This window comes from Thalassobacillus sp. C254, from assembly GCF_001310615.1.
This window is the reverse complement of sequence record NZ_BAXQ01000013.1, coordinates 25,241-45,236: the sequence shown is the minus strand read 5'-3', so window position 1 is coordinate 45,236 and position 19,996 is coordinate 25,241. Positions and strand designations below refer to the sequence as shown.

General features: G+C 40.4%; 20 protein-coding genes and 4 pseudogenes. 10 read left to right on the top strand and 14 right to left on the bottom strand.

From position 1 onward, the window contains the following. The first annotated feature begins 62 nt into the window (after nt 1-62). The 4 genes from JCM19033_RS13045 to JCM19033_RS27530 all read left to right on the top strand — a co-directional run bounded on the left by JCM19033_RS13045 (nt 63) and on the right by JCM19033_RS27530 (nt 2,255). Nucleotides 63-332, top strand: coding sequence for a hypothetical protein (locus JCM19033_RS13045; protein ID WP_054636620.1), 270 nt, complete (start codon nt 63-65; stop codon nt 330-332). Between the two features lie 426 nt (nt 333-758). After that, nucleotides 759-1,046 carry a MarR family winged helix-turn-helix transcriptional regulator gene (locus JCM19033_RS13040; protein WP_269758191.1) on the top strand — a complete coding sequence of 96 codons (288 nt, stop codon included), beginning with the start codon at nt 759-761 and terminating at the stop codon, nt 1,044-1,046. Nucleotides 1,047-1,053: 7 nt separating this feature from the next. Next, nucleotides 1,054-2,049 carry an MFS transporter gene (locus tag JCM19033_RS13035; protein ID WP_306301343.1) on the top strand — a complete coding sequence of 332 codons (996 nt, stop codon included), beginning with the start codon at nt 1,054-1,056 and terminating at the stop codon, nt 2,047-2,049. Nucleotides 2,050-2,051: 2 nt separating this feature from the next. Then, on the top strand, nt 2,052-2,255 hold the full coding sequence (locus tag JCM19033_RS27530; protein ID WP_306301342.1) for a hypothetical protein: 204 nt from the start codon (nt 2,052-2,054) through the stop codon (nt 2,253-2,255). Nucleotides 2,256-2,423: 168 nt separating this feature from the next. Here JCM19033_RS27530 and JCM19033_RS13030 read toward each other — a convergent pair. Next, nucleotides 2,424-3,511, bottom strand: a pseudogene (locus JCM19033_RS13030) (nitric oxide synthase oxygenase). A gap of 258 nt (nt 3,512-3,769) precedes the next feature. Between JCM19033_RS13030 and JCM19033_RS13025 the strand changes: the two are divergent. The 3 genes from JCM19033_RS13025 to JCM19033_RS13020 all read left to right on the top strand — a co-directional run bounded on the left by JCM19033_RS13025 (nt 3,770) and on the right by JCM19033_RS13020 (nt 6,507). Then, a complete protein-coding gene (locus JCM19033_RS13025; RefSeq protein WP_054636619.1) occupies nt 3,770-4,342 on the top strand; it encodes a helix-turn-helix domain-containing protein in 573 nt (190 codons plus the stop codon). After that, complete coding sequence (locus JCM19033_RS23525; protein WP_157049880.1) at nt 4,339-4,653, top strand: hypothetical protein; 315 nt, start codon at nt 4,339-4,341, stop codon at nt 4,651-4,653. The genes JCM19033_RS13025 and JCM19033_RS23525 overlap by 4 nt, the downstream gene beginning before the upstream one ends. Before the next feature lie 177 nt (nt 4,654-4,830). Continuing rightward, nucleotides 4,831-6,507: an alpha/beta hydrolase gene (locus tag JCM19033_RS13020; protein WP_054636618.1), complete on the top strand. Its 1,677-nt coding sequence runs from the start codon at nt 4,831-4,833 to the stop codon at nt 6,505-6,507. A 392-nt stretch (nt 6,508-6,899) separates the two neighbouring features. Here the strand turns inward: JCM19033_RS13020 and JCM19033_RS13015 are convergent, their stop codons facing one another. The 5 genes and pseudogenes from JCM19033_RS13015 to JCM19033_RS12995 all read right to left on the bottom strand — a co-directional run bounded on the left by JCM19033_RS13015 (nt 6,900) and on the right by JCM19033_RS12995 (nt 11,694). Further along, nucleotides 6,900-7,157, bottom strand: a complete 258-nt coding sequence (locus tag JCM19033_RS13015) for a hypothetical protein (RefSeq protein ID WP_054636617.1) — start codon at nt 7,155-7,157, stop codon at nt 6,900-6,902. A gap of 551 nt (nt 7,158-7,708) precedes the next feature. Continuing rightward, on the bottom strand, nt 7,709-8,716 hold the full coding sequence (locus JCM19033_RS13010; RefSeq protein ID WP_054636616.1) for a PQQ-binding-like beta-propeller repeat protein: 1,008 nt from the start codon (nt 8,714-8,716) through the stop codon (nt 7,709-7,711). Nucleotides 8,717-8,778: 62 nt separating this feature from the next. Then, the gene (locus tag JCM19033_RS13005; RefSeq protein WP_157049868.1) at nt 8,779-9,345 is read right to left on the bottom strand and encodes a hypothetical protein; all 567 of its coding nucleotides are present in this window, start codon (nt 9,343-9,345) and stop codon (nt 8,779-8,781) included. Between the two features lie 767 nt (nt 9,346-10,112). Continuing rightward, a pseudogene (locus tag JCM19033_RS13000) lies at nt 10,113-11,395 on the bottom strand (amidase). Nucleotides 11,396-11,487: 92 nt separating this feature from the next. Next, nucleotides 11,488-11,694 carry a hypothetical protein gene (locus JCM19033_RS12995; protein WP_054636614.1) on the bottom strand — a complete coding sequence of 69 codons (207 nt, stop codon included), beginning with the start codon at nt 11,692-11,694 and terminating at the stop codon, nt 11,488-11,490. Between the two features lie 553 nt (nt 11,695-12,247). On the opposite strand from JCM19033_RS12995, the gene JCM19033_RS28240 reads away from it, so the two are divergent. Together JCM19033_RS28240 and JCM19033_RS28235 are read left to right on the top strand one after the other, a co-directional pair. Beyond that, entirely contained in the window at nt 12,248-12,667 is a 420-nt protein-coding gene (locus JCM19033_RS28240; protein ID WP_083465437.1) for an ABC transporter permease, read from the top strand. 207 nt (nt 12,668-12,874) lie between these two features. After that, the gene (locus JCM19033_RS28235; RefSeq protein ID WP_083465436.1) at nt 12,875-13,450 is read left to right on the top strand and encodes an ABC transporter permease; all 576 of its coding nucleotides are present in this window, start codon (nt 12,875-12,877) and stop codon (nt 13,448-13,450) included. A 145-nt stretch (nt 13,451-13,595) separates the two neighbouring features. Here JCM19033_RS28235 and JCM19033_RS12975 read toward each other — a convergent pair whose 3' ends face one another. The 3 genes and pseudogenes from JCM19033_RS12975 to JCM19033_RS12965 all read right to left on the bottom strand — a co-directional run bounded on the left by JCM19033_RS12975 (nt 13,596) and on the right by JCM19033_RS12965 (nt 15,654). Beyond that, nucleotides 13,596-14,564 (bottom strand): proline dehydrogenase family protein, encoded by a 969-nt coding sequence (locus JCM19033_RS12975; protein ID WP_054636610.1) that lies wholly within the window; start codon nt 14,562-14,564, stop codon nt 13,596-13,598. Nucleotides 14,565-14,663: 99 nt separating this feature from the next. After that, entirely contained in the window at nt 14,664-14,843 is a 180-nt protein-coding gene (locus JCM19033_RS12970) for a YeeE/YedE thiosulfate transporter family protein (RefSeq protein WP_054636609.1), read from the bottom strand. Further along, a pseudogene (locus JCM19033_RS12965) lies at nt 14,843-15,654 on the bottom strand (YeeE/YedE thiosulfate transporter family protein). Before JCM19033_RS12965 ends, JCM19033_RS12970 begins: the two are co-directional and overlap by 1 nt. 430 nt (nt 15,655-16,084) lie before the next feature. On the opposite strand from JCM19033_RS12965, the gene JCM19033_RS12955 reads away from it, so the two are divergent. After that, a complete protein-coding gene (locus tag JCM19033_RS12955) occupies nt 16,085-16,336 on the top strand; it encodes a hypothetical protein (protein ID WP_269758190.1) in 252 nt (83 codons plus the stop codon). 561 nt (nt 16,337-16,897) lie between these two features. Here JCM19033_RS12955 and JCM19033_RS12950 read toward each other — a convergent pair. From JCM19033_RS12950 to JCM19033_RS25865, 5 genes and pseudogenes are all read right to left on the bottom strand, one after another. Continuing rightward, a complete protein-coding gene (locus JCM19033_RS12950; protein ID WP_054636605.1) occupies nt 16,898-18,319 on the bottom strand; it encodes an amidase in 1,422 nt (473 codons plus the stop codon). Further along, nucleotides 18,312-18,491 carry a hypothetical protein gene (locus JCM19033_RS12945; protein ID WP_054636604.1) on the bottom strand — a complete coding sequence of 60 codons (180 nt, stop codon included), beginning with the start codon at nt 18,489-18,491 and terminating at the stop codon, nt 18,312-18,314. The genes JCM19033_RS12950 and JCM19033_RS12945 overlap by 8 nt, the downstream gene beginning before the upstream one ends. Before the next feature lie 173 nt (nt 18,492-18,664). Beyond that, complete coding sequence (locus JCM19033_RS25870; protein ID WP_054636603.1) at nt 18,665-19,090, bottom strand: hypothetical protein; 426 nt, start codon at nt 19,088-19,090, stop codon at nt 18,665-18,667. Between the two features lie 156 nt (nt 19,091-19,246). Further along, entirely contained in the window at nt 19,247-19,459 is a 213-nt protein-coding gene (locus tag JCM19033_RS12935; RefSeq protein ID WP_198153501.1) for a hypothetical protein, read from the bottom strand. Between the two features lie 204 nt (nt 19,460-19,663). Next, a pseudogene (locus tag JCM19033_RS25865) lies at nt 19,664-19,873 on the bottom strand (SDR family oxidoreductase); the annotation flags it as partial. Nucleotides 19,874-19,996: the final 123 nt, after the last annotated feature.

Genomic DNA, 19,996 nt, shown 5'->3' with positions numbered 1-19,996 from the left:
TTTATGTATATTCCTTCAACCAATCATGCACATTAACAGTAAAGAGCAAAAGGAGATACTATATGAAAAATAATATCAGCAGTCTGCAAACACAAAATCAGCTTTTTCAAGCCCAGCAGTCCGTGGAACATGCACATAATGCAATCGATCAGGCAAAAACCCATCCAGATGAGAAACTAATTGAACAAGCCCGTCACTCCATCCAAAGAGCCGAACATGCAATCAGCCAAACGGCCGGGTTTGATAATCAGGATGCTGTCGAGCTGGTAAGGTCAGAGTTCGAACAATATAAAAATGAATTTGAGAAAATGATTGCAGAGCAAAAACATTAATATCTTCAAAAATTTTTAAAAATGTGCATAAACTTCCTTAAAGAAACGTAGGATGATAAAGCATCGTTTCTTACCAACCACTTGCCTTTTTACCCTCGACATAAGGGGAAAGGGATTCTCCTCCTCCCTTTCTCTTATATAAAAAAATCATAGATCACCGCAGAGAGCTATGGGAATTGATCCCATAGCTTTCTCCTTTTTCATTGTATTTTTCCACTCGACTGATATAATTACCAGGGTAACCATTTACTTACCAGGTAATGATTTTACAGGGAGGGATATGATCATTTCAGCGAATCATGAACTTTTCCATACTCTTCACCAGCTATCACGTCTGCTTACAAAGGAAACGAACCAGGCACTTCAGCCTTTGATCTGTACAGTGCCCAGTGGGCCGTCATTTACACCTTACATACCAAAGGAGCAATGACCCAAACGGAACTTCGAGACTATTTGGCTGTAGAAGCACCTCCTTTAACAAGAAATGTACAAAGACTTGTAAAAAAAGAAATCGTTAAACAAGTGCCCGGTAATGATAAACGCAGCAAAACAATCGAATTAACCGCCTACGCAAAAAGAGAATACCCAGAGTGGGAAAAGGCTGTCGTCCAGGCAAATGAACAAATGCTTGCCCATATTCCAAAACGCTCCAGAGACAGCTTAGAACATACATTAAAAGAATGGATCGCTTCCATTTCTTTACCTAAGGAGTGATCAGCACATGTCAAGGGAACCTCTCTGGTCAAAAAACTTCATATGTATTTCACTGTGTAATTTATTTATTTTTCTGGCATTTTATTACTTAATTGTGACTCTGCCAATTTATACATTGCAGGAGCTCCATGGGACCTCAACGCAAGCAGGCTTGTTAGTGACTGTGTTCTTAATTGCTGCCATTATTGTCCGTCCTTTTGCCGGTAAATGGGCTCTCACCGCAGGAAACCACCGCTTACTCTTTGCAGGATTGGCTATATTTCTTATTTCCTCCCTACTCTATCTTTTTATTGACTCAATCACAGGGTTAATGGCTGTCAGGCTCATTCACGGAGCGGCATTTGGGATGGCAACGACTGCCACGGGAGGAATTGTTACTTCTGTCATCCCTGATTCACGTCGAGGAGAAGGAATGGGCTATTATTCGCTTTCCTTTAACCTGGCTGTTGTCTCAGGCCCCTTCTTAGGACTAACGGCGATATATCAATGGAGCTCGGTTGTATTTTTTGGGATTGTCGTGTTATGCAGCGTGATGGCGGTTGTCATGGCCATGATCCTGACCTTACCTGAAACCAGCTCTCGCCCAGTAAAGGACGTGAATCCAGAGCGAAAACGAACTCAGCTTTTTGAAAAAACAGCGATGAACATTTCTATTGTCGCTGCGTTGTTTGCTATTATTTATTCGTCTGTTTTATCCTTTGTCCCTGTCTACTCTGAAGAAATTGGTCTGCTGCAGGCTTCAAGTTATTTCTTTGTTGTGTATGCAGCTGTCATGCTCCTTTCCAGGCCTTTTACAGGAAGATGGCTTGATGAGCACGGAGCTAATATTATTGTTTACCCATCGATTATCACTTTTGCTGTCGGCATGTTTTTACTCAGCATGTCAGACACAACTGCCCTGTTTCTATTATCTGCTGCTTTGATCGGCCTTGGCTGGGGGACACTTTTTCCAACCTTTCAAACCATTGCTGTGCAAAACGCTCAGCCAGAACGAAGAGGCTAGCGATGGCCACATTTTTATCCACTTTTGATCTTGGCATTGCGATTGGATCATTTGTAATAGGCCTTGCTGTCGTTGAATTTACTCTGACTTCCATTTATTTTTACAGCTCCTTTTTACTTCTTGGCGGCATATTTATTTATAAACTGCTTTACGGAAGGTTCCTTGTCCCTAAACCAGGAATGAAGGAAAGTACTCATACAGGATAACGAAACCCGCTTACGATTAGTAAGCGGGTTTTTATTTCGATGTCTCCGTCTGGTCAAGCTAATGGATCTAACGTGAGAGGAAGAAAGTAATATACCTGCACCCCCTTCCTAGTATGGGGGTGCTTCATTTTGTAACCAAGGGATAAATAAATCTATCAGGGCGATATGCTATTCATACGGCCTCTCTTGATAGAAATAATTAGGCTTCACAACTTCATTATCATACTCTTTATGAAACACATGGGTCGTTGCCGGGGAAACCGGAGGAATCAGCCAGGCCCAGTCACCGGTTACCTTGCGCCCCTCCTCTGTCTCTCTTTCTTCAAAACGACGAAATTGAGCAGCTGCCGTGTGATGATCGACGATGCTTACTTTCGCTTTTTTAAAAGAATGAAGCACGGCTATATTTAATTCAACGAGTGCTCTGTCTCTCCACAACGTTGACTCCCATGAGGTGTCCAGCCCCATGATCGAAGCCACTCTTGCAGCATATGGTACCGCTTTTCATCAGCCAGGTTTCTGGCACCTATTTCTGTTCCCATATACCAGCCGTTAAATGGAGCAGCTGTGTACTCAATGCCGCCAATGTCCAGTTTCATGTCAGAAACAATCGGAACGGCGTACCATTTGAGTTGAAGGTCTGAAAAGGAACGAATCTCCGGATGAGTAATGGGCACTTCCAGCACTTTGTCCTGTGGAACAGGAAACCACTTCGGCTTCTCCTTTCCTTTTTGTATCACCAGGGGCAGCACGTCAAAGTGAGTTCCTTCCCCCTTCCAGCCAAGCTTCATACACTCCTTCGTAAATGAAACCGAATGAGGATCGCCAATGACTCCTTCGTCTGTTTCATAACCTGCATAGCGAATCAGCTGGTAATTCCACAGACGAAGATGACTCTTTTCGGTCACCTTCGGCCTGAAAACTGAAATGGTTGGTATAATTCTTCCGTTGTTAGTCGCGTAATCGATATGCTCCAGTAGTGCTTCAGCTACTTCTTCCTCTGTCTGCAGGCTTCGCTTGTCCAAAACATGCAGGGAATCCCAAAATAGCCTGCCGATACAACGATTGCTGTTTCTCCACGCCATTTTCGCTCCATGCTCCAATTCTTCAAAACTGTGTGTGTAGGTCCCCTTCTCATCTATTTCTACCTTAATTCCCTTTATTCTTCCAGCTATTTTTTCTGCTTTGTTTAAATCCATATAAGCCTTTTCTATAAATAAAATGGCTTCCTGAAGTAAATGCTCTTTTGCTGTCACTTTTATCCTCCTACTCTTCCTGGGAAAATACTCCTTTCCAAAAGAAGACCAATACATTCATCCTTACTGTAGACCAAGCGTACCGGCCAAACAAGGAGAATGATTTTTTGTTACAAAATTTCCACTTTTCCCTTTTCCCTTACTGAAAATGGTATATTAGTAGGGGATTATGTGATGTGATTGATATCCGATCTACAGGCACGTAAATTCGCGCGACTATTGATAATCAGTCTTGTATACCGTTTCACGGAGGACATCATGGAATATAAGTTAATTGGACAGACGATCAAGCAAATCAGACAAAGAAAAAAAATTACTCAAAAAGCACTTGCACAGGGAATCTGTACACAAGCGCAAATTAGTAAGATTGAAAACGGGGAAGTCATTCCTCTATCCATAACTTTATATGAAATCGCCAAAAAGCTCGGGGTGGATATTAATTATTTTTTTGAAGTGTCAACAAGCCCTCGTAGCGACTATATAAATGAAACAAAAACGATAATCAGAGAAGCGATTGATAACATTGACTACCAAACAGTGTATGAAGTCGTTTCCAGTGAAGAAAAGAACCCTCTGTTTCATGAACTGGAGGATAGACAGTTTCTTCTTTGGCACAAAGGGATTGCTCTCTATCATTTAAAAAATAAATATGAAGAATCTCTGGAATTATTGTACGAAGCGCTTCACTTGCGGGATGAGCATTCAAAAACATTATATTCAAAAACAGAGGTCGAGATCTTCAACAGTATTGGGGTTATTTTTTTAGAGAAAGAAAACTATGCAGCTTCTATCCCAATCTTTAATGAAGGCTCCATCATTTATCTAAACTGAATCTGCCTGAAAACGATTTTATTGAGGTTCGCTTACGCTATAACCTATCGAGGGCTTATACAGAAACTCAGCGTTATGATGAATCTAACAAACATTGTGAAAGAGCGATTTCCCTTTGTCTTAGCAGAGAAACCATGTATTTGTTAGGTGAACTGTTTTACCGAGTCGGTGAAAACTACTTAGGACTTGAAAACAAAGAGAGAGCCAAAGAGTATGTAATAAAAATCAAAAAAATATTCGAGGTTCAAGAGAAGGAATACCTACTTTCTATAATAGAAGAAGAAATGGGTGACCTTCTCTCAGAACCGTAACTTCTTTTTTCTTACCTGTATAGCCCTTACCCACTTTGGGTTAACGGTTACGTTTTTTCTGAAACTTTTGCGTGCATATGAATAAAAAATCATGGACAATTATGCTAACGTTAGATATGTGCTTGATTCTATCTCATAACATCATGCTGCCCTTATATTCTTCTAGGAGAGGTCACGATGGAAAAAATCATTCATCCTGAAGCTACTTCTGTTGTTAAAGACTATAGAAAAGTGAGAACAATTCTAGCCTCCGTTTGTTACGCAAACATAGTTTCTATCATTTTAGGTGTTTTTTATTTAGTAGTGGCTCAAACACAAAGTATCTGGAATATATACGGCCTCTTTTTCCTTGTTACCTTACTGGCTAATCTAGCTATCTCTCTTTTATATAATAAAAGAAGATTACTGGATTATGTTTACCTTTTGTTTACTTGTTTCGTCATGCTTCTTGTGCCAATACTTAACACGGCTGCATCCTTTACTGTCACCCATCCCGATTCAAGAAGCATTACTGCAAACATGTTAATGCTATCCCTTTTCTTTGCAGGCGGTGGAATGGCCTGGATAAAAAAACAAAGCTATCATAATCCCTTTACGCTATTTTCCCGAGAAGAAGAAAGCCAACCTGTAACAGCTTTGAATAAGAGTATTACGATCATGCTGGCTGTATTACTTTCCATAGGATGCTACTGGTCCTATCTCATCCTCAGAGGAGAAAGCGGCGGGGTTATCGAAATGCTTCTTCCTCAATACTCCTTGTTTTTATTATTTATTGTACTTGCTATCACAGCCCTGCTTATTATCATCCACCATCAGCGAATGGTACTGCAAATGATTTTTGGCGCAGCGGGCACAGCACTTGCCCTTACCTTTCTAGCACCTTTAGGAGGTGCATTATGGGCTATCCCCCAAACCTATTCCTCTTATGAAAGTGCCTTTGGAACAACAGTGGAAACGCAGGTTGCAGAAGACGAAGCTTCTTTCTTTGCCGATATTCCTTTTTCAATTCCAGAGTACTTTTTTGGAAGGTCTACCGATAACTTTGTAGTTGAGGAGGATATCCTTTATTATAAGGGGACAGAAGGTGTAGATGAAGGACTTGAGCTTTACTATGATGTGTATAAACCAAAAAGTACCGAAAACACGCCGGGAAATCTTTCTACCGTCATTAGAATTCACGGCGGGGGATGGACAATCGGGGATAAAGGGACCTCAAACAATGCGCAGGTCAACAAATACCTGGCCAGCCAAGGGTACGTTGTTTTCGATGTACAGTATGGACTGAGTAACGAGGATCAATTTATTGATTTTGCCGATGTTCCTGCGCACAAAGTTGGAAACTTTTCGATTGATGACATGGTTAGGCATCTTGGAATCTTTACAGACTATTTAACAGATAACCACGAGCAATACGGCGCCCGGCTTGATTCCGCATTTATCTCAGGACCTTCAGCCGGCGGTCAGCTCGCAAGCGCCTTAGGCCTTGTTCTCGCCAATGGAGACTACTCTGCCGAGTTCGGGTCAGAGCTGCAAATACAAGGTCTCATACCAATGTATCCTGGTAACGGCCTTTCTCCTGATGCGGGAATAGGGGGCACGGCTGAATTGATAAATCCTGCTCACATGGTTACTGGTGAAAGTCCGCCTCTTCTTTTGTTTCAAGGCACTCATGATAGCATTGTTCCAGAAGAGGTTGCTCAGGATTTTAAAGAAGCATATCTGGAACAAAGCAATGAGCAGGCAGCTCTTATTCGCATGCCCTTTGCAGGCCATGCGAACGACATGTATTTCAGCGGGTATTATAACCAAATATTTATGTATCATATGGAGCGTTTCTTGTATGAACATAGGTAACCTAGAGAACCCATTTTCTTTTTTTGCTGAAGGGTCACCACCAGTGAAAGGAGGATCGCACTATTAGATAGTAACTATTCCTATTTAAGATATAATTCGTTAAAATATAAATAAGCAACCGAACATTTTCGTTGCTGCCCCCTTTTCTATAAAATTGTTCTCTTAAGAGAAGCGTTCGACACAAAGAAGTTCATCTGCGGATGGGCTTTTTTGTATTTACAAAAACATACCCCAACCCTTTTTACAAAGGAAATTGGGGTATGTGAAAATCACTGCAAAATGGAGACAGCAGCTGCGGACTCGGCGCCTGCACTATTCTCTATATTGAACGACACCTTTTTAACTAATCTCTCCCCAGCTCTTTGGGGTTTAATTCTTCCATTATTTCTTTTTTAAGTTGTTTCTTTTTCTTTAAACTTTTTCTCTTTGATTAGATTGGTTATATATATGAATGAAAGAATGAGGAGAAACAAGAAGAATAACGAGAAGGCTGGATTTAAGAAGATAATGATTAACGACTCACGCAGAGGTTCTGATAACAATGAGTGGCTGTCTAAGACTGAGATTAATTGTCCGAAATAAAGTTCCCCAATAACCAGGCCCATACTTAACAGGAAAAAAGTGACGATCCCGTAATGCTGGTTTTGCATGGAATATTTCCTCCTTCCGGAAATCTCATAAAGCCAACTATGAAAGAAAGCACACGATGCTCAATTATGCACGAGAAATGAAAGTTGGTCCGCTGATATATATAACCAGAAAGCAGAAAACCTTCCTGTAGGGTGCCTGGCACCACAGTAAATTGTCATATCCCTGTAACATCTATTCCCTCGCTGCACCCTATTGGATCTTGCTTTCTCTATTGCTGAAAGCCAGTACTCCTTTGCCGGTGCCTGGCACCACACCACTTTGTAATCATACTGAAATACTACCAACGTAATTGGTAAATTATTACATACTACTATATTGGCATTATATCATTTAGAAAAATTGCAAATCAAGGTAATTATGGTAAATCATACTATGTTACTACATAACTAAAATAATGTCAAAGGCAGTATGCTTCTTTCTTCCTTTACTTTCTTGTTGTTTGCCTACTGATTTTACGTTCTTTTCCTTTTTCATTAAATTCGTTTACTTATATATATGTAAGAAATTCCTTTTCATACGAAAGAGCATAGAAAACTATGCTCTTCACTGACTACTTCAATTCAATGCTGTAAATATTTCCGTCTCTGCTTGCAACAATAATGGTATTTTCATAGACTGCCGGCGATGCTTCGATGTTAGAGCCAAGGGTAAGCTGGTCCAGGACTTCACCAGTCTCAGCGTTTAGTAACGTAAGGTTGCCACCGAAATCTGCCTGGATAAGGTAGCTGTTCCCTTCCTCGTCATATATATCTACCGGGGAGCTCCAAGCATAGTCTGGCATTTCCCAGCTCCATACCTCCTCACCTGTTTCCCTGTCCAGGGCAGCCATAATACCAGAGTATCTCTCCTTATGACGTGCAACTGTAAAAATGACCAAATCATCAATATTTTCTTTTCCAAGAATAGGAGTAGCTAAGACTCCTCCTACCACCCCAGGATAATAGAATGCAGAATAGGATTGCTTCCAGACCTCTTCCCCCGACAAGCCATTGATCTTTCGAATGAAAGCCTCCCCATCTTCTCCTACATTATCCACTTCACTTCCGGTGTATAAATAAGGAACACCTTCAATCTCTTCAATCACTATCGTAGCATCTGTATCATCAAGCGGCGGCAGGGCCCATACTGGATTCTTTGTAGTGAGATCCATTCCTATGATACTTCCTCCATTATCCGCAAAATAAGCGAGGTTATTATAGATGGCTACAGAGTTTTCAATTCCTTGATATTCATTACCATCAACCTCATATCTTATCTTGGCAACATCCGGGTCTATATCGATGGTGCCTTCCTTTCGGTCAAACTCTGTATTTAATTTCGCACTGTAGAAGTACCCGTTCTCCCCGCCAACAACCATCATGTCTGTTTTTCTGTTTACTAATGCTGAGCTGTCAAAAGCACCCCAGTCCCGGTATGCTGAAGAGTCTCTTCCATCTATATGATGAAGTAATTCACCATTTGTGAGATCGTATATATTAAAACCAAAGGGTTCGCTTTTCTTATGAGGAACCCCGTCCCCTGCATAAAGGAGTGGATACCCTCGACTGTCAACACTCACGCTCCCTTTAATAGGGTTACTTCCGTAAATCGGTTCTCTCGTCTGTTTTCCCGTTTCTTTATCTAAAAATATATATTTCCATCAAGGGACCCTTGAATGACCTCAATAAAGTCATCCTTTTCTTTATATTCCTCTTTAAGATTCATCATTTGCTTGATATCGTCTTCCCACTTCACAATCACAGGCTGTCCTGTCCACCCAGCGCCCCCTCCCCATTCAGGATCGCTGTCAGTGGTAAAATGCCAGTTTTCCTGAAGAGTGAATTCTTCAAAAGAAACTGAACCGAAGGAAGGAGAGGTTCTTTTATGGTCTCCACGAAACGTCAATACACCGTCTATCTCCGTGTATTGGGCTGGAAAAACGGCCTCCTCATCAAGGACGGTGCTTGTTTCTTCATCATTAAGTAATAGGGTATAAGAAAGGTTATCAAGGCTTTGGCTCTCTGGTGTTATGACCTCACTTTTACTTTCTTTGTTCTTTTCATCCTGCTCATTATTCTCTTCTTCTTCGCTTGCTGATTCTTCTTCATTATTTGCTTCCACACTTGCTTCCTCATTACCAATGGTCTCTTCAGAGCAGCCAATTAATAAAAAAGGCACCATGAATAGACCCGCTCGACTTGCTTTCATATACACACCTCTATGTCAAAATTTACAATCAACAGTTACATATATTACCATTAAATGTTAGCATTTTCTATAGATTTAGGAAAAAAGTTTTATATAGACATTATTTGTAGTTTATAAAAAAAGGTAAAAAAAGGAATTTATATTACATTGATAAATGGTGCCAGGCACCTCTTAGAGTTTGTAATAATTCACAGGAAAAAGTCCTGATTTAATAGGAAAGATATATTACAGCCGCAAATGGTGCCAGGCACCACAAAAAAGCACCTTCTCTGCTATGAGAAGGTGCTTTCATGTGCTACAAAAGAGTGTCATCGTCCTCTTCCTTTTCCTTGTCATTCTTTTTTGATTTTCCTTTCACAAAAAGAACGCCTCCGTAAATTGCAAAAACAACTACAGCGGACATGATTATAAATTCGATAATAATCCCGCTCCTTTCGAACTGACCCTGTCTCTATATCCATGTTATCCAATAAACTTAGTGAACATAAAATTGGGTCATGTTACTATCTATATAATGTCTCTTAAAAATATTGTTGTAAAGGTATATGCTATATTACAGGCCATTAATAACATAAATATAACCCAGGACACAGCACTTTGAACATGCCTTTTGACCCGGGTTTTTACACCTGCAACCTATAAATATATTTCACTTTGTAAAAAAAAGGAACTTTTATTACAAGTTCGATCGGTGCCAGGCACCAGAGGGAGATTGTAATAAAAATCAATGGGAAGACCTTATTAAAAGGAAATCTTTATTACAACGCTCATGGGTGCCAGGCACCGGTGTCTTCCCATGCTTTTCCGGCTCGTAATAATAAGTCTTCGGTAAGATGCTTTCCGATCATTTGCATTCCTGCTGGAAGACCGTCTGAACACACTCCCATTGGCAGGGCCAGACTTGGTGTACCGGTAACATTAGGAGGCGATGTAAACGGCATACACTGGCGGATAATTTCCAGGTTCTGTTCTACCCAGCTTTCCTGAAATCTTGGGGTCGTAATTGGCACGGTTGGACCGAGAAGAATGTCAACCGTTTCAAACGCCTCATCAAATGCTTTTATCATCTCTCTGCGAGACTGCTGGGCTCTGACGTATTGGGGAGCGCTCATAGCAGTACCTGCCTGAAAAAAGGCACGGACATCTGGAGCATAGGATTCATGACTTTCCTTAAGCCACTCATAATGAAAAGAGGAGGCTTCTCCTGGTGTAATCATATACCCGGCAAAGGAAGAGAGCTTTAATTCAGGAAGGCTCATTTCCCTTACTTCCGCTCCCATTTCCTTAAGTAAGTCTATAGCTTTATGAAACAGCTTTTCAATATCTGAATCAAGATCCATCATGTAGTAGGTAGGAATACCTATTTTCACTCCCTTTATTCCTTTATGAAGGTCTGCTCTATAGTCAGGAAGCGGGACCTTCAGGCTTGCAGGATCCTCGGGGTCATACCCTGCCATTTCATTCAGCATAAGTGCCAGGTCAGAGATTGACCTCGCCATAGGTCCAGGATGATCCAAAGACCATGCTAGAGGCACTACACCATGGGTGCTGATCAGTCCATACGTGGCTTTATGCCATATATGCCACACATAGCTGCCGGAACACGAATAGAACCGAATGTATCTGTGCCAGTGGCCAGCACGGCCAGGCCTGCTGCCAGAGCAGCACCGCTTCCTCCGCTGGACCCTCCCGTCATATATTCAGTGTTCCACGGATTTCTTGCATGCCCATAAAAAGGGTTCGTATTGGTTAAGCCTCCTCCAAACTCATGCATGTTTAACTTGCCAAGCATGATGCTGCCCGCATCTAATAGTTTATCAACTACCGTTGCATTCTTTTCAGGAATAAAATCAGCTAACAACAAGGATCCGGCTGTTGTCCTAATGCCTTTTGTGTAAAAATTATCCTTTATCCCTAATGGAATGCCGTGGAGAGGTCCCTTATACCTCCCTTGCATAATTTCTCTTTCCGCATGATGCGCCTGTGTCAATGACTCTTCATATAGTGGCGTGATATAAGAGTTGATTACAGGATCAACCCTTTCAATCATTCTTATAATTTCTTCCGTCACTTCCACAGGGGAAAGCTCCTTGTTCTTGAGTAACGGTCCCAGTTCTGTAGCGGTTAACGAAAGGAGACCGCTCATACCAATAGATCCTTATCAACAATAGTGATTGGTACCGTCTCCCGCAATTCCGGAAACTCTTTTACTGCTGCCTGAGCGTGAAAAGCAGCCATAAGAACACGCTGAATCGAAGGAATGTCTTCTTGATACATAGGCAGTCCATATAAGGTTAACAGCTGTCTGCTTGCATTGAAGTCTTCCATCCAATCTCCCTCCTCTTCCATAACTTACCTCCTAACACACTATGAAACAGCCTACTAAAAGGTGAGAAGCTTTTTTTCAATTTGGCTTTGTTACCGTTGCCACTTTGGAAAACCTCTACCAGAATTATCAGCATGCGTTTCTCGAAGGCCTCTCACGCTTTTATCTACACTTGTATTTTTATATAGGCTCTGTTAAAGCTGTTAAAGGTTGTTGTTAATATTTGCACCTTGCGTGGTTGCAAATGTTAGATAGCATCCATCATCAGCAAAATGAAGTCACAATGAAGGATATGATAATAAAAAGGAAGTTTAATTAAACAAGAAAAGTAAATATTCTTCTAATTAATTACTTCTTTTTGTAATAACACTCTTAAACAAGTTTGGTAAATTATGTTAATGTTAATGTAGATTGAAAACAATGTACTTCAGCTAATGTAAGCAGATTTCTGGAAGAACTTTAAGATATATGATTCACATTAGGATGAATATAGAGTAAAGCAATTTATACATTGCACTGAGTAAGGATAGATGAAATAGTTGATGCTTCTATGTTTTTAGAAAAGTTCATGAAAGAATGGGTATATTTATGGATATAAATACATTATGGAATTTAAGGGCTCAGGAATTTTATAGAAAAATGCTCAGGTACTATTCAATAATTGGTGCGAATGTTGTTTATTTTTTTCTGGTCATTGGTAGTATCTTTATTTATTATTTCAATTTATTTCTTCAGTGGATACCTTCTCAGATATCTGTTGAAGTTATTTTATCCCTATTTATAACTTTCTTTTTAATGAGAACGAACATTCGTACATTTGTTAAAAGGGCAGATATATTATTTTTGTTGGCATTAGAAGTGAAATTAAAGTCGTATTTTATTAAATCACTTGTATATAGCTTTGTTATAGATGTTATTAAAATGCTTAGTTTAATTACCGTTTTATTATCCCTATTTTTACAAACAACTAATATAAATCTTCCATCTTTATTTTAATAGTGGGGATTGTTTTTTATAATATTTTAATGAAGTGGACTGAACAATGGTTAGAGAACCATTCACAATTTGTTTTACATAGGTTAATTAGGGTTTTCTCAATATATTTAATGTGTTATTTTCTTTTTAAAAATGACTGGGTTTTTGAGCTTGTTTTAATGAGTGTAAATTTCGCCTATTTATTCTATTTTCTAGGAAAAAAAGAACCTGAATTGGGAGTGGCTAATAATTGAAGAAGAAAGTGCCTTATTAAGAAACTTTAAATTTATTAATATTTTCATGGATGTCACCAATCTTAAACGTTCTTTTCGGAATAGACGTTTGCTTACTATGATTGTGAAAAGGTGTATCCCATATAGTCAGAGTAGTACATTTGTATATTTATACTCACACTTGTTTGTAAGATATAATGATTACTTTTACCTTTATCTAAGACTAACTATAATTGGCATATTTGTTAATTATGCTATGCCAACAAGTGAATGGATTTTTACTCTCCTCATTTTATTTGCGACTGGATTTCAAGTAATTCCTTTACAACATGAAATTAAAGAAAGTGTACTACTTCATCCTATTTCTAAAGCCCAGATGAATGATTCTTTCTTAAAGTTTGTCTTGGTTATATTATATGCACAATTTTTTATTCTATATTTCGCTCAGTTCATTCATATTTCTACTGCTGAAATATACTATCTTGTAATTGGAAGTTTATTTGTTTATCTATTTGTATATTTCTTTGTATCAAAGAGAGTCAATGTCTCAGGAAGTGCCTTTAAAGAATAACGTGATATTCAACTAACGGGTGCTGTATTAGTTGAATAAGACAATAAAACCAAACGGAACCCCCATTAAAATGGAAGTTCCGTTTTTTCTATACATATCAACATTGAACTTTACCAGAGCCTTTATAAAAAACCAACATTCGTCTTTAAAAGAGCAATAAAAAAGAAGGAGCCAGGCCCCTTCTTCTTCTCCAATCTATCTTTTCAAGCATCGTTTTCACGGCAAACCCTACGTTAGCCGGGCGTTCGGCCATCCGTTTCATGAAATACCCAAACCAGTCCTTGCCGAAAGGGACAAAGATTCGTACCTTGTATCCTTCCTCACGTAACTGCCTTTGCAATTTCTCCCTCATTCCCTGAAGCATTTGAAACTCGAACTGGTCCGTTGAAATATTGTTCTCATTCACAACTTTTTTCGTATACGTAATCATCTCATCATCATGGGTTGCGACTGCTGTGTAACTCCCTTGTAAAAGGTTCGTTTTCACAAGCTTCTTATAGTTTTCATCTACTTTATCTTTGTCATCAATATCAATATCAGGGTGTTCATTATACGCTCCCTTCACAATACGGATGGCAGGAGTAAGATCCTGCAAGTCTTCAAGGTCCTGATTTGTTCTTTTCAGGTTGGCTTGAAGGGTAATGCCTAGATTATCATATTGTTTCCTGTAGTGCTTAAAGAGTTCCAGAATCCGCGGACAGGTCTCATACTCTTCCATATCCAACGTCACAAATACATCATGCTTTTTTGCCTCTTCAAGAAGCCTTTGAAGATTATAAATAATGCTTTGATTTGAAACTTCCAGACCGATGGAAGAAGGTTTCAGTGAAATCTGGCCATGTAGCTGTTTTTCTTTAATGGTTCGGATCACATCTATCGCATCATCTGTTGATTTTTTTGCGTCTTCTTCTGTTTTGATAAATTCCCCTAGACAATCAATGGTGACATCAAGCCCATCATTATTTAAATGAGTTACAACCTTATGAAGCTGATCAAACGATTCACCGCCTACAAAGCGAAAACCTCCAAGAGGCATGCCGTATTTCCTGGCAAACTGTGTCGCCATATTATTTTTTGAAAGTGATAAAAAGAAAGCTCTGAGAATCTTTTCCATAACAAACCCGCCTTCTCATTAGTAATAGTCAGTGTTGCTATTGTTTACCCAGACGGTAAAAGATCAAACGTGAAGTTGAATTAACTCCCATCATATCCTTTACCCCTGGCCTTTTGATCCAGCCCTGGTCAGCTTTAAACGCTTTTCAATATGGAAAGCCGTATAGACTCCGGTAATTGCCATTACCGTCCATATCCAGGCGTGAAGACTGAAGGAAGCAATTCCGCTAAAATATGCACCAATATTTGCGCCGTAAGAAATAGCCGCACCATAACCCATTAGCAATCCGCCAAGCAAGGCGATACCAAGAATAAATAGAGGCGCTTTGGCAAACCGGATGAGCCCGTGAGTGCCATTGTAATAAAGGTGCCCAGGATGACACCAATATTGAGGACACTCGTTGAATTCATCAAAACCGGCTGGTGCAGAGCATCAAGATGTCCTTGGGAACTCCAATATCCCCACTGGGTTACATCCAACCCAAAAAACATTGCAAGTTTTGACCCCCAGATAGCAAAAGCAGCTGTCAGCTCCCAGGGATCACCATGAAGGACAAATACTACGGCATTAAAGACAGCAATCAAAACAGCCCCTACCCCAATAGGCCAGGATCCAAAAATGATCCTTTTCCAGCTCGAAGCTGATGGTAATGATGGAAGAGCCGGAGGCCTTTTTTGCTTTTTATACATATAAGAGCAAATGATGATGAGTATAAATATTCCAAGCTGAAGTCCCCATGCCCCCAGGTAGCCTAGTCCTGTATCCAATGCCAGAGAAAATGAGGAAGCATATGGAAGCTCTTCGTTCCAGTATTCAAAATGAGAGACTCCTATGACTGAACCTGTCATAAAGCCAAATAAAGTAAAAAGCATGGCTACTCGCCCCCCTTCGCTTTGTGCAACGAGGCCGGAGCAAGGCCGCTTCCCATTTCCAAACCAAAGCCGAATAAAAAAGAACCAACAAGTAAACCAATGCTGATTTCAGAAACGGACGGAAGGGGATGAGAGCCAAAGAATCCAATGTCAAAAATTAGAATGATCGCAAACAATGTACTGGCCGTCCCGAGCATAACCATATGCGCTCGCAGCATTTCCGTATTTCCACTTTCTACAATTTGCCGATACACAGCCGCAAATCCAAACCTTGCATGGAATAAAGTAAAGCCAATCAATATACCTGTCCAGAGAATCAATACAAACTGAACTCCATTATAATCATGAGCAAAGTAAGTAAGAATGAAAGCAATGATCAGTCCTAAAGCGGTGAATGCTTTCTGCGGCTTTCTCAACTTATCTTCAGATGATGGAGATGATCTTCCCATCCAGCTCCTCTCCTTTTTCTTGTAAATGATCTCTTTGTCTGCTCTTCCCCAATAGCAGAATGATATAACAGCTAAGAATCAACAAATAAAAATGACCTCACTTAAAAACATTAATAGATTCATAGTAGTAGTGATTTTCATCACACCTTTGTACAAACATATAACGTAAGATGAGAAGAGGAAAAAATGATCGAAAGGAGTGGCTGTGATGTTGATGATCGAAGCCCCGCAAAGAGGTGAACAGCAACAGCAAATGATGCTGTTAGAGGAAGGCTTGCAGCAATTAGAGGTGAACGAGAGAAGGATATTCAGTTTCTTTTTAGAAGTAGAATCTACGAAAAATCCTACTCAACTGACCTCTCAGTATTTTTCCATCAGCGAAATTGAAACCATTGGGATCGTGAACAAATGCGCTGTATCCCTACATAAGTACGTAGACACCAGGATGTAAGCCGCCAAAAACAAGCGGTTCTAATAGTACAAGCCCAGCATCTGCTTGATAATTCACTTTATAAAAATGAAAACCCACTTTGTTCATTAAGCGCTAAGCACAAACCCGCAGCCTTCATCCAGAAAGGCTGCATTTTTCATTTCCTAGTGAATTAAAGAGATATTCTAAGAATGGAGAAGAAAAATGAATATGAATGACGCTTACAATTCATTTGTTTTCGTTTTCATGAATCCTCTGCCAATTTGAGGAACTCCAATTTTCCCCTTACTATAAAGGTACACCTTACGTAATGGAGGTCTTACCTATGAAAAATTTGTTAAGCCGATTATTCCAGAGATTTTGCGATGGCCAGGAAAAAAAGGCACAGGCTATTATCAAAAACAACCTATATACATTAGACTAAAACTCCGACTGCTTGAGTCCTTCATAAGGATTCAAGCATTTTTTCTGTAGGGAGTGCCTAGTATTCCCCATACATATAAACACTAAATAAGAGCAGCCCTTAAAAAAGGCTGCTCTTTGTCTTCTCGTAAGTATCTCCTGGTGCAGACCCTATTCTTATTAGACAGAGGAGATTTCCAAATTCGGTTTCTTTCCTCCAAGAGGGTTCGTTTGCTCATATGCATAAGCAAAAGAGAGAACACTTTCCTCCTTAAAGGCAGGCCCCATAATCTGCATCCCCACAGGCATCCCCTCCACAAATCCGCAAGGGATAGACAGTGCCGGCAGACCAGTGAGATTTCCTGGACCAGTAAATCGGATTACATGATCAAGGAACATCCCTTCCATTTGATTGATCATCACTTTGTTATCACCTATGTTTGGCGGGGCAAACGGAAGTGTCGGGGAAATAAGCACGTCCACCTTATTGAAAATCTCTGCAAAATCATTCGACAGCTTTCTTCTTATTTGCTGTGCCTGCAAGTAATCAACGGCAGAAGGAAGCTCACCGAGTTTCAGCAGAAAGCGGACATCCTCTCCAAAATCCTCTTCTCTTGATATAAGGTTTTGATGATGCACAGCACTTGCTTCTGTAATAATCGTAATCATTTCAGCGTACTCAGACTGTCTTAATGCCGGAATCTTAACTTCCTCTACCCTTGCCCCCATGCTTTCCAATTCCTTAATTGCTTTTCGAACCTGCTCTTCTACAGGCCTGTCCACATCCTTAAAGAAATATTCCTCATTGATTCCAATCACCTTGCCTTTAATATCAGCCGTCAGTGAATCATAATAAACACCTGTCGGTGCATTGACGCTTGTAGGATCCTTAGGGTCATAGCCTGCAATATGGTCAAGAAGAATCGCTGCATCCTCCACATTTTTCGTCATTGGTCCAATATGATCCAACGACCAGGCAAGGGGAAAGCACCCATATTTACTCACACGTCCATGAGTAGGCTTTAACCCTACAATTCCGCAAGAGGAGGATGGTATTCGAATGGAACCCCCAGTATCTGTGCCAAGAGAGGCAATCGTCATATCAGCAGCCACCGCAGCTCCTGATCCGCCGCTTGATCCTCCTGGTATCTTTTCCGTGTTCCACGGATTTTTACACGGGCCAAAATGAGGATTCGTGGTAGTCGCTCCCCATGCGTATTCATGCATATTCAGCTTCCCGCTAAACAGGGCGCCAGACTCTTTTAACATAGATACGACAGTGGCATCGAAATCAGGCTTAAAATCACGATGAATGTTGGAACCCATTGTCACAGTCTCGTCTTTAAAATAAAGAATATCCTTTAAAGCCAGTGGAATGCCGTGAAGGTTCCCTTTGTAATTTCCACTTTGGATTTCCTTTTCTGCTTCCTTAGCTGCATAAAGGATTCTTTCTTTGTCATGTTCGATAAACGCATTAATTTGCCCTTCAAATGCATCGATGCGAGAAAACAGGGATTCTGTAATTTCAACCGGGGAAATATCACCTTTGCGGATCATGGGAGCTAATTCAGATATCGTCATTTGAGCAGGCTCTTTACTCATTTTTTTCACCCCTTCGTGGATCGTGGGTAAGTGCAATGTCATCGGGGCCAAATTCATCATCAACACCTTTTAAGCTTTGCACACCTTCCCATTGACTCTGCAATACGGAAGCCTCGTCAGCTGTGACATTGATTCCTTTGGCCCTTAAGATTTCTTCCACTTTTGTTTCCACCAGCTATCCCTCCTAGACATTTTGACAGGGTTATCCCCTATCTATCATTTATTGTTACATATACAGAAAATTCTTACAATAATTCGTTTTATTATTACAAACTTTATCTTAAAAATAGTAAAAAGCTCTTCCTCTGGCATACAGGAAGAGCTTATTTGTCAATTGATTGTGTTTTAAAAGAAGAATGGGAAGAAAAACCCTCTTAGAAAAGGAAACGGGAAACGATGTCTTCTAAAACGCCTGAATCTTCTTGGAAACCCGTACCCATATGGAGCCCCGTACCCATATGGATAGCCAAATCCTCCGCCAAACCCAAAGCCGAATTGACGGTACCCATCCTGATGGTGATGTGAGTAGTCATCATCCCCGTAAGGCATAAGCATGGTGACCCCTTCATTATCGTAATCCTCTATGATCCCGTCATACATTTGCCCGTCTGTCGTTTGCAGCTGAACAAAATGGAGGTGATACTGCCTGCACATATCGTGCATGTAATGCTGGTGCCTTTCATCAAGAGTGTAATCCTCCTGCATTCTCTCTTCATAATACTCCTGGCCGTTTTCCTCAGGTTGGTGTGACTCTTCATAAGGGTATTTCATTTCTTTATCCCTCCTAAAAAAATCCTTACTAACTAAACGTATGCTCTAACTCCCCCTCATTAGACGTATAAGTAAAAAGAGTTTTTCCCTCATATACCATGTATGTGTACACTTCACAAAAAAGAGAGCATGCTGATATGCTCTCATCCAAACTTATTACCTTCTTATAAAATTAAAACCAGGAAAACCCAGTCTGTCGTCAACCTCTTTCTCTTCTTCTTTTGCCTCGGGAGACTTTTCCTCTTCAGGTTCATGGGCAGCTGGCCTTCCAAACATTAAATCGTCCCACGGGCTTCTCCTAACCGGCTGTACCTCTTCCTCAGCTGATGGCTGCTCGCTCTTCTCAACCTGAGTCTCAAATTGTTCCATATTTCTTTCTTCAGACATTCTATCCTTCCTTTCTATGAAAAATAACAGATTCATGGTTTACCAGATACATGACAGCATTCGCTCCATCAAAAGCAAAACCACTATATTAACGTATGTAGCCTGTTCGAGAAGGTATAGGTATTTTCATGCAGGAAGTCCCCTAACTTTTAAAGAATCTCCCCTCTTTCCTGTTCGGTGCATAAATTACCGGCTTGTATAACCAGCATCTGCATGGATGGTAGTGCCTGTTCCATATGAAGATAGATCGGAAACGAGCCACAGACTTGCCTGAGCTATTTCTTCCGCCTGGCCAAAAAGGTTTAACAAACTGAGCTTTGGCTCATACTCTTCCGTTGAGAAGCCCAACTGTTCTAACGCCCCTCGAAGCATCGGCGTATCAATAGCACCAGGACCAACAGTATATACTCATATGTTCTTGTCACCGTTTTCCACAGCTGCCACCTATGTCATCCCCTCTCCCCCGTGTTTTGTTACCATTCCTGGCCTTTCACATTCAATCAACATATGCTTGCCATG

Bases quoted from the DNA above. Each gene is read 5' to 3' on its own strand.
- JCM19033_RS13045 (WP_054636620.1), top strand. From the start codon at position 63: ATGAAAAATAATATCAGCAGTCTGCAAACACAAAATCAGCTTTTTCAA.
- JCM19033_RS13040 (WP_269758191.1), top strand. From the start codon at position 759: ATGACCCAAACGGAACTTCGAGACTATTTGGCTGTAGAAGCACCTCCT.
- JCM19033_RS13035 (WP_306301343.1), top strand. From the start codon at position 1,054: ATGTCAAGGGAACCTCTCTGGTCAAAAAACTTCATATGTATTTCACTG.
- JCM19033_RS27530 (WP_306301342.1), top strand. From the start codon at position 2,052: ATGGCCACATTTTTATCCACTTTTGATCTTGGCATTGCGATTGGATCA.
- JCM19033_RS13025 (WP_054636619.1), top strand. From the start codon at position 3,770: ATGGAATATAAGTTAATTGGACAGACGATCAAGCAAATCAGACAAAGA.
- JCM19033_RS13020 (WP_054636618.1), top strand. From the start codon at position 4,831: ATGGAAAAAATCATTCATCCTGAAGCTACTTCTGTTGTTAAAGACTAT.
- JCM19033_RS13015 (WP_054636617.1), bottom strand. From the start codon at position 7,157: ATGCAAAACCAGCATTACGGGATCGTCACTTTTTTCCTGTTAAGTATG.
- JCM19033_RS13005 (WP_157049868.1), bottom strand. From the start codon at position 9,345: ATGAAAGCAAGTCGAGCGGGTCTATTCATGGTGCCTTTTTTATTAATT.
- JCM19033_RS12995 (WP_054636614.1), bottom strand. From the start codon at position 11,694: ATGGAAGAGGAGGGAGATTGGATGGAAGACTTCAATGCAAGCAGACAG.
- JCM19033_RS28240 (WP_083465437.1), top strand. From the start codon at position 12,248: ATGGGTATATTTATGGATATAAATACATTATGGAATTTAAGGGCTCAG.
- JCM19033_RS12975 (WP_054636610.1), bottom strand. From the start codon at position 14,564: ATGGAAAAGATTCTCAGAGCTTTCTTTTTATCACTTTCAAAAAATAAT.
- JCM19033_RS12970 (WP_054636609.1), bottom strand. From the start codon at position 14,843: ATGGGTTATGGTGCGGCTATTTCTTACGGCGCAAATATTGGTGCATAT.
- JCM19033_RS12950 (WP_054636605.1), bottom strand. From the start codon at position 18,319: ATGAGTAAAGAGCCTGCTCAAATGACGATATCTGAATTAGCTCCCATG.
- JCM19033_RS25870 (WP_054636603.1), bottom strand. From the start codon at position 19,090: ATGAAATACCCTTATGAAGAGTCACACCAACCTGAGGAAAACGGCCAG.
- JCM19033_RS12935 (WP_198153501.1), bottom strand. From the start codon at position 19,459: ATGGAACAATTTGAGACTCAGGTTGAGAAGAGCGAGCAGCCATCAGCT.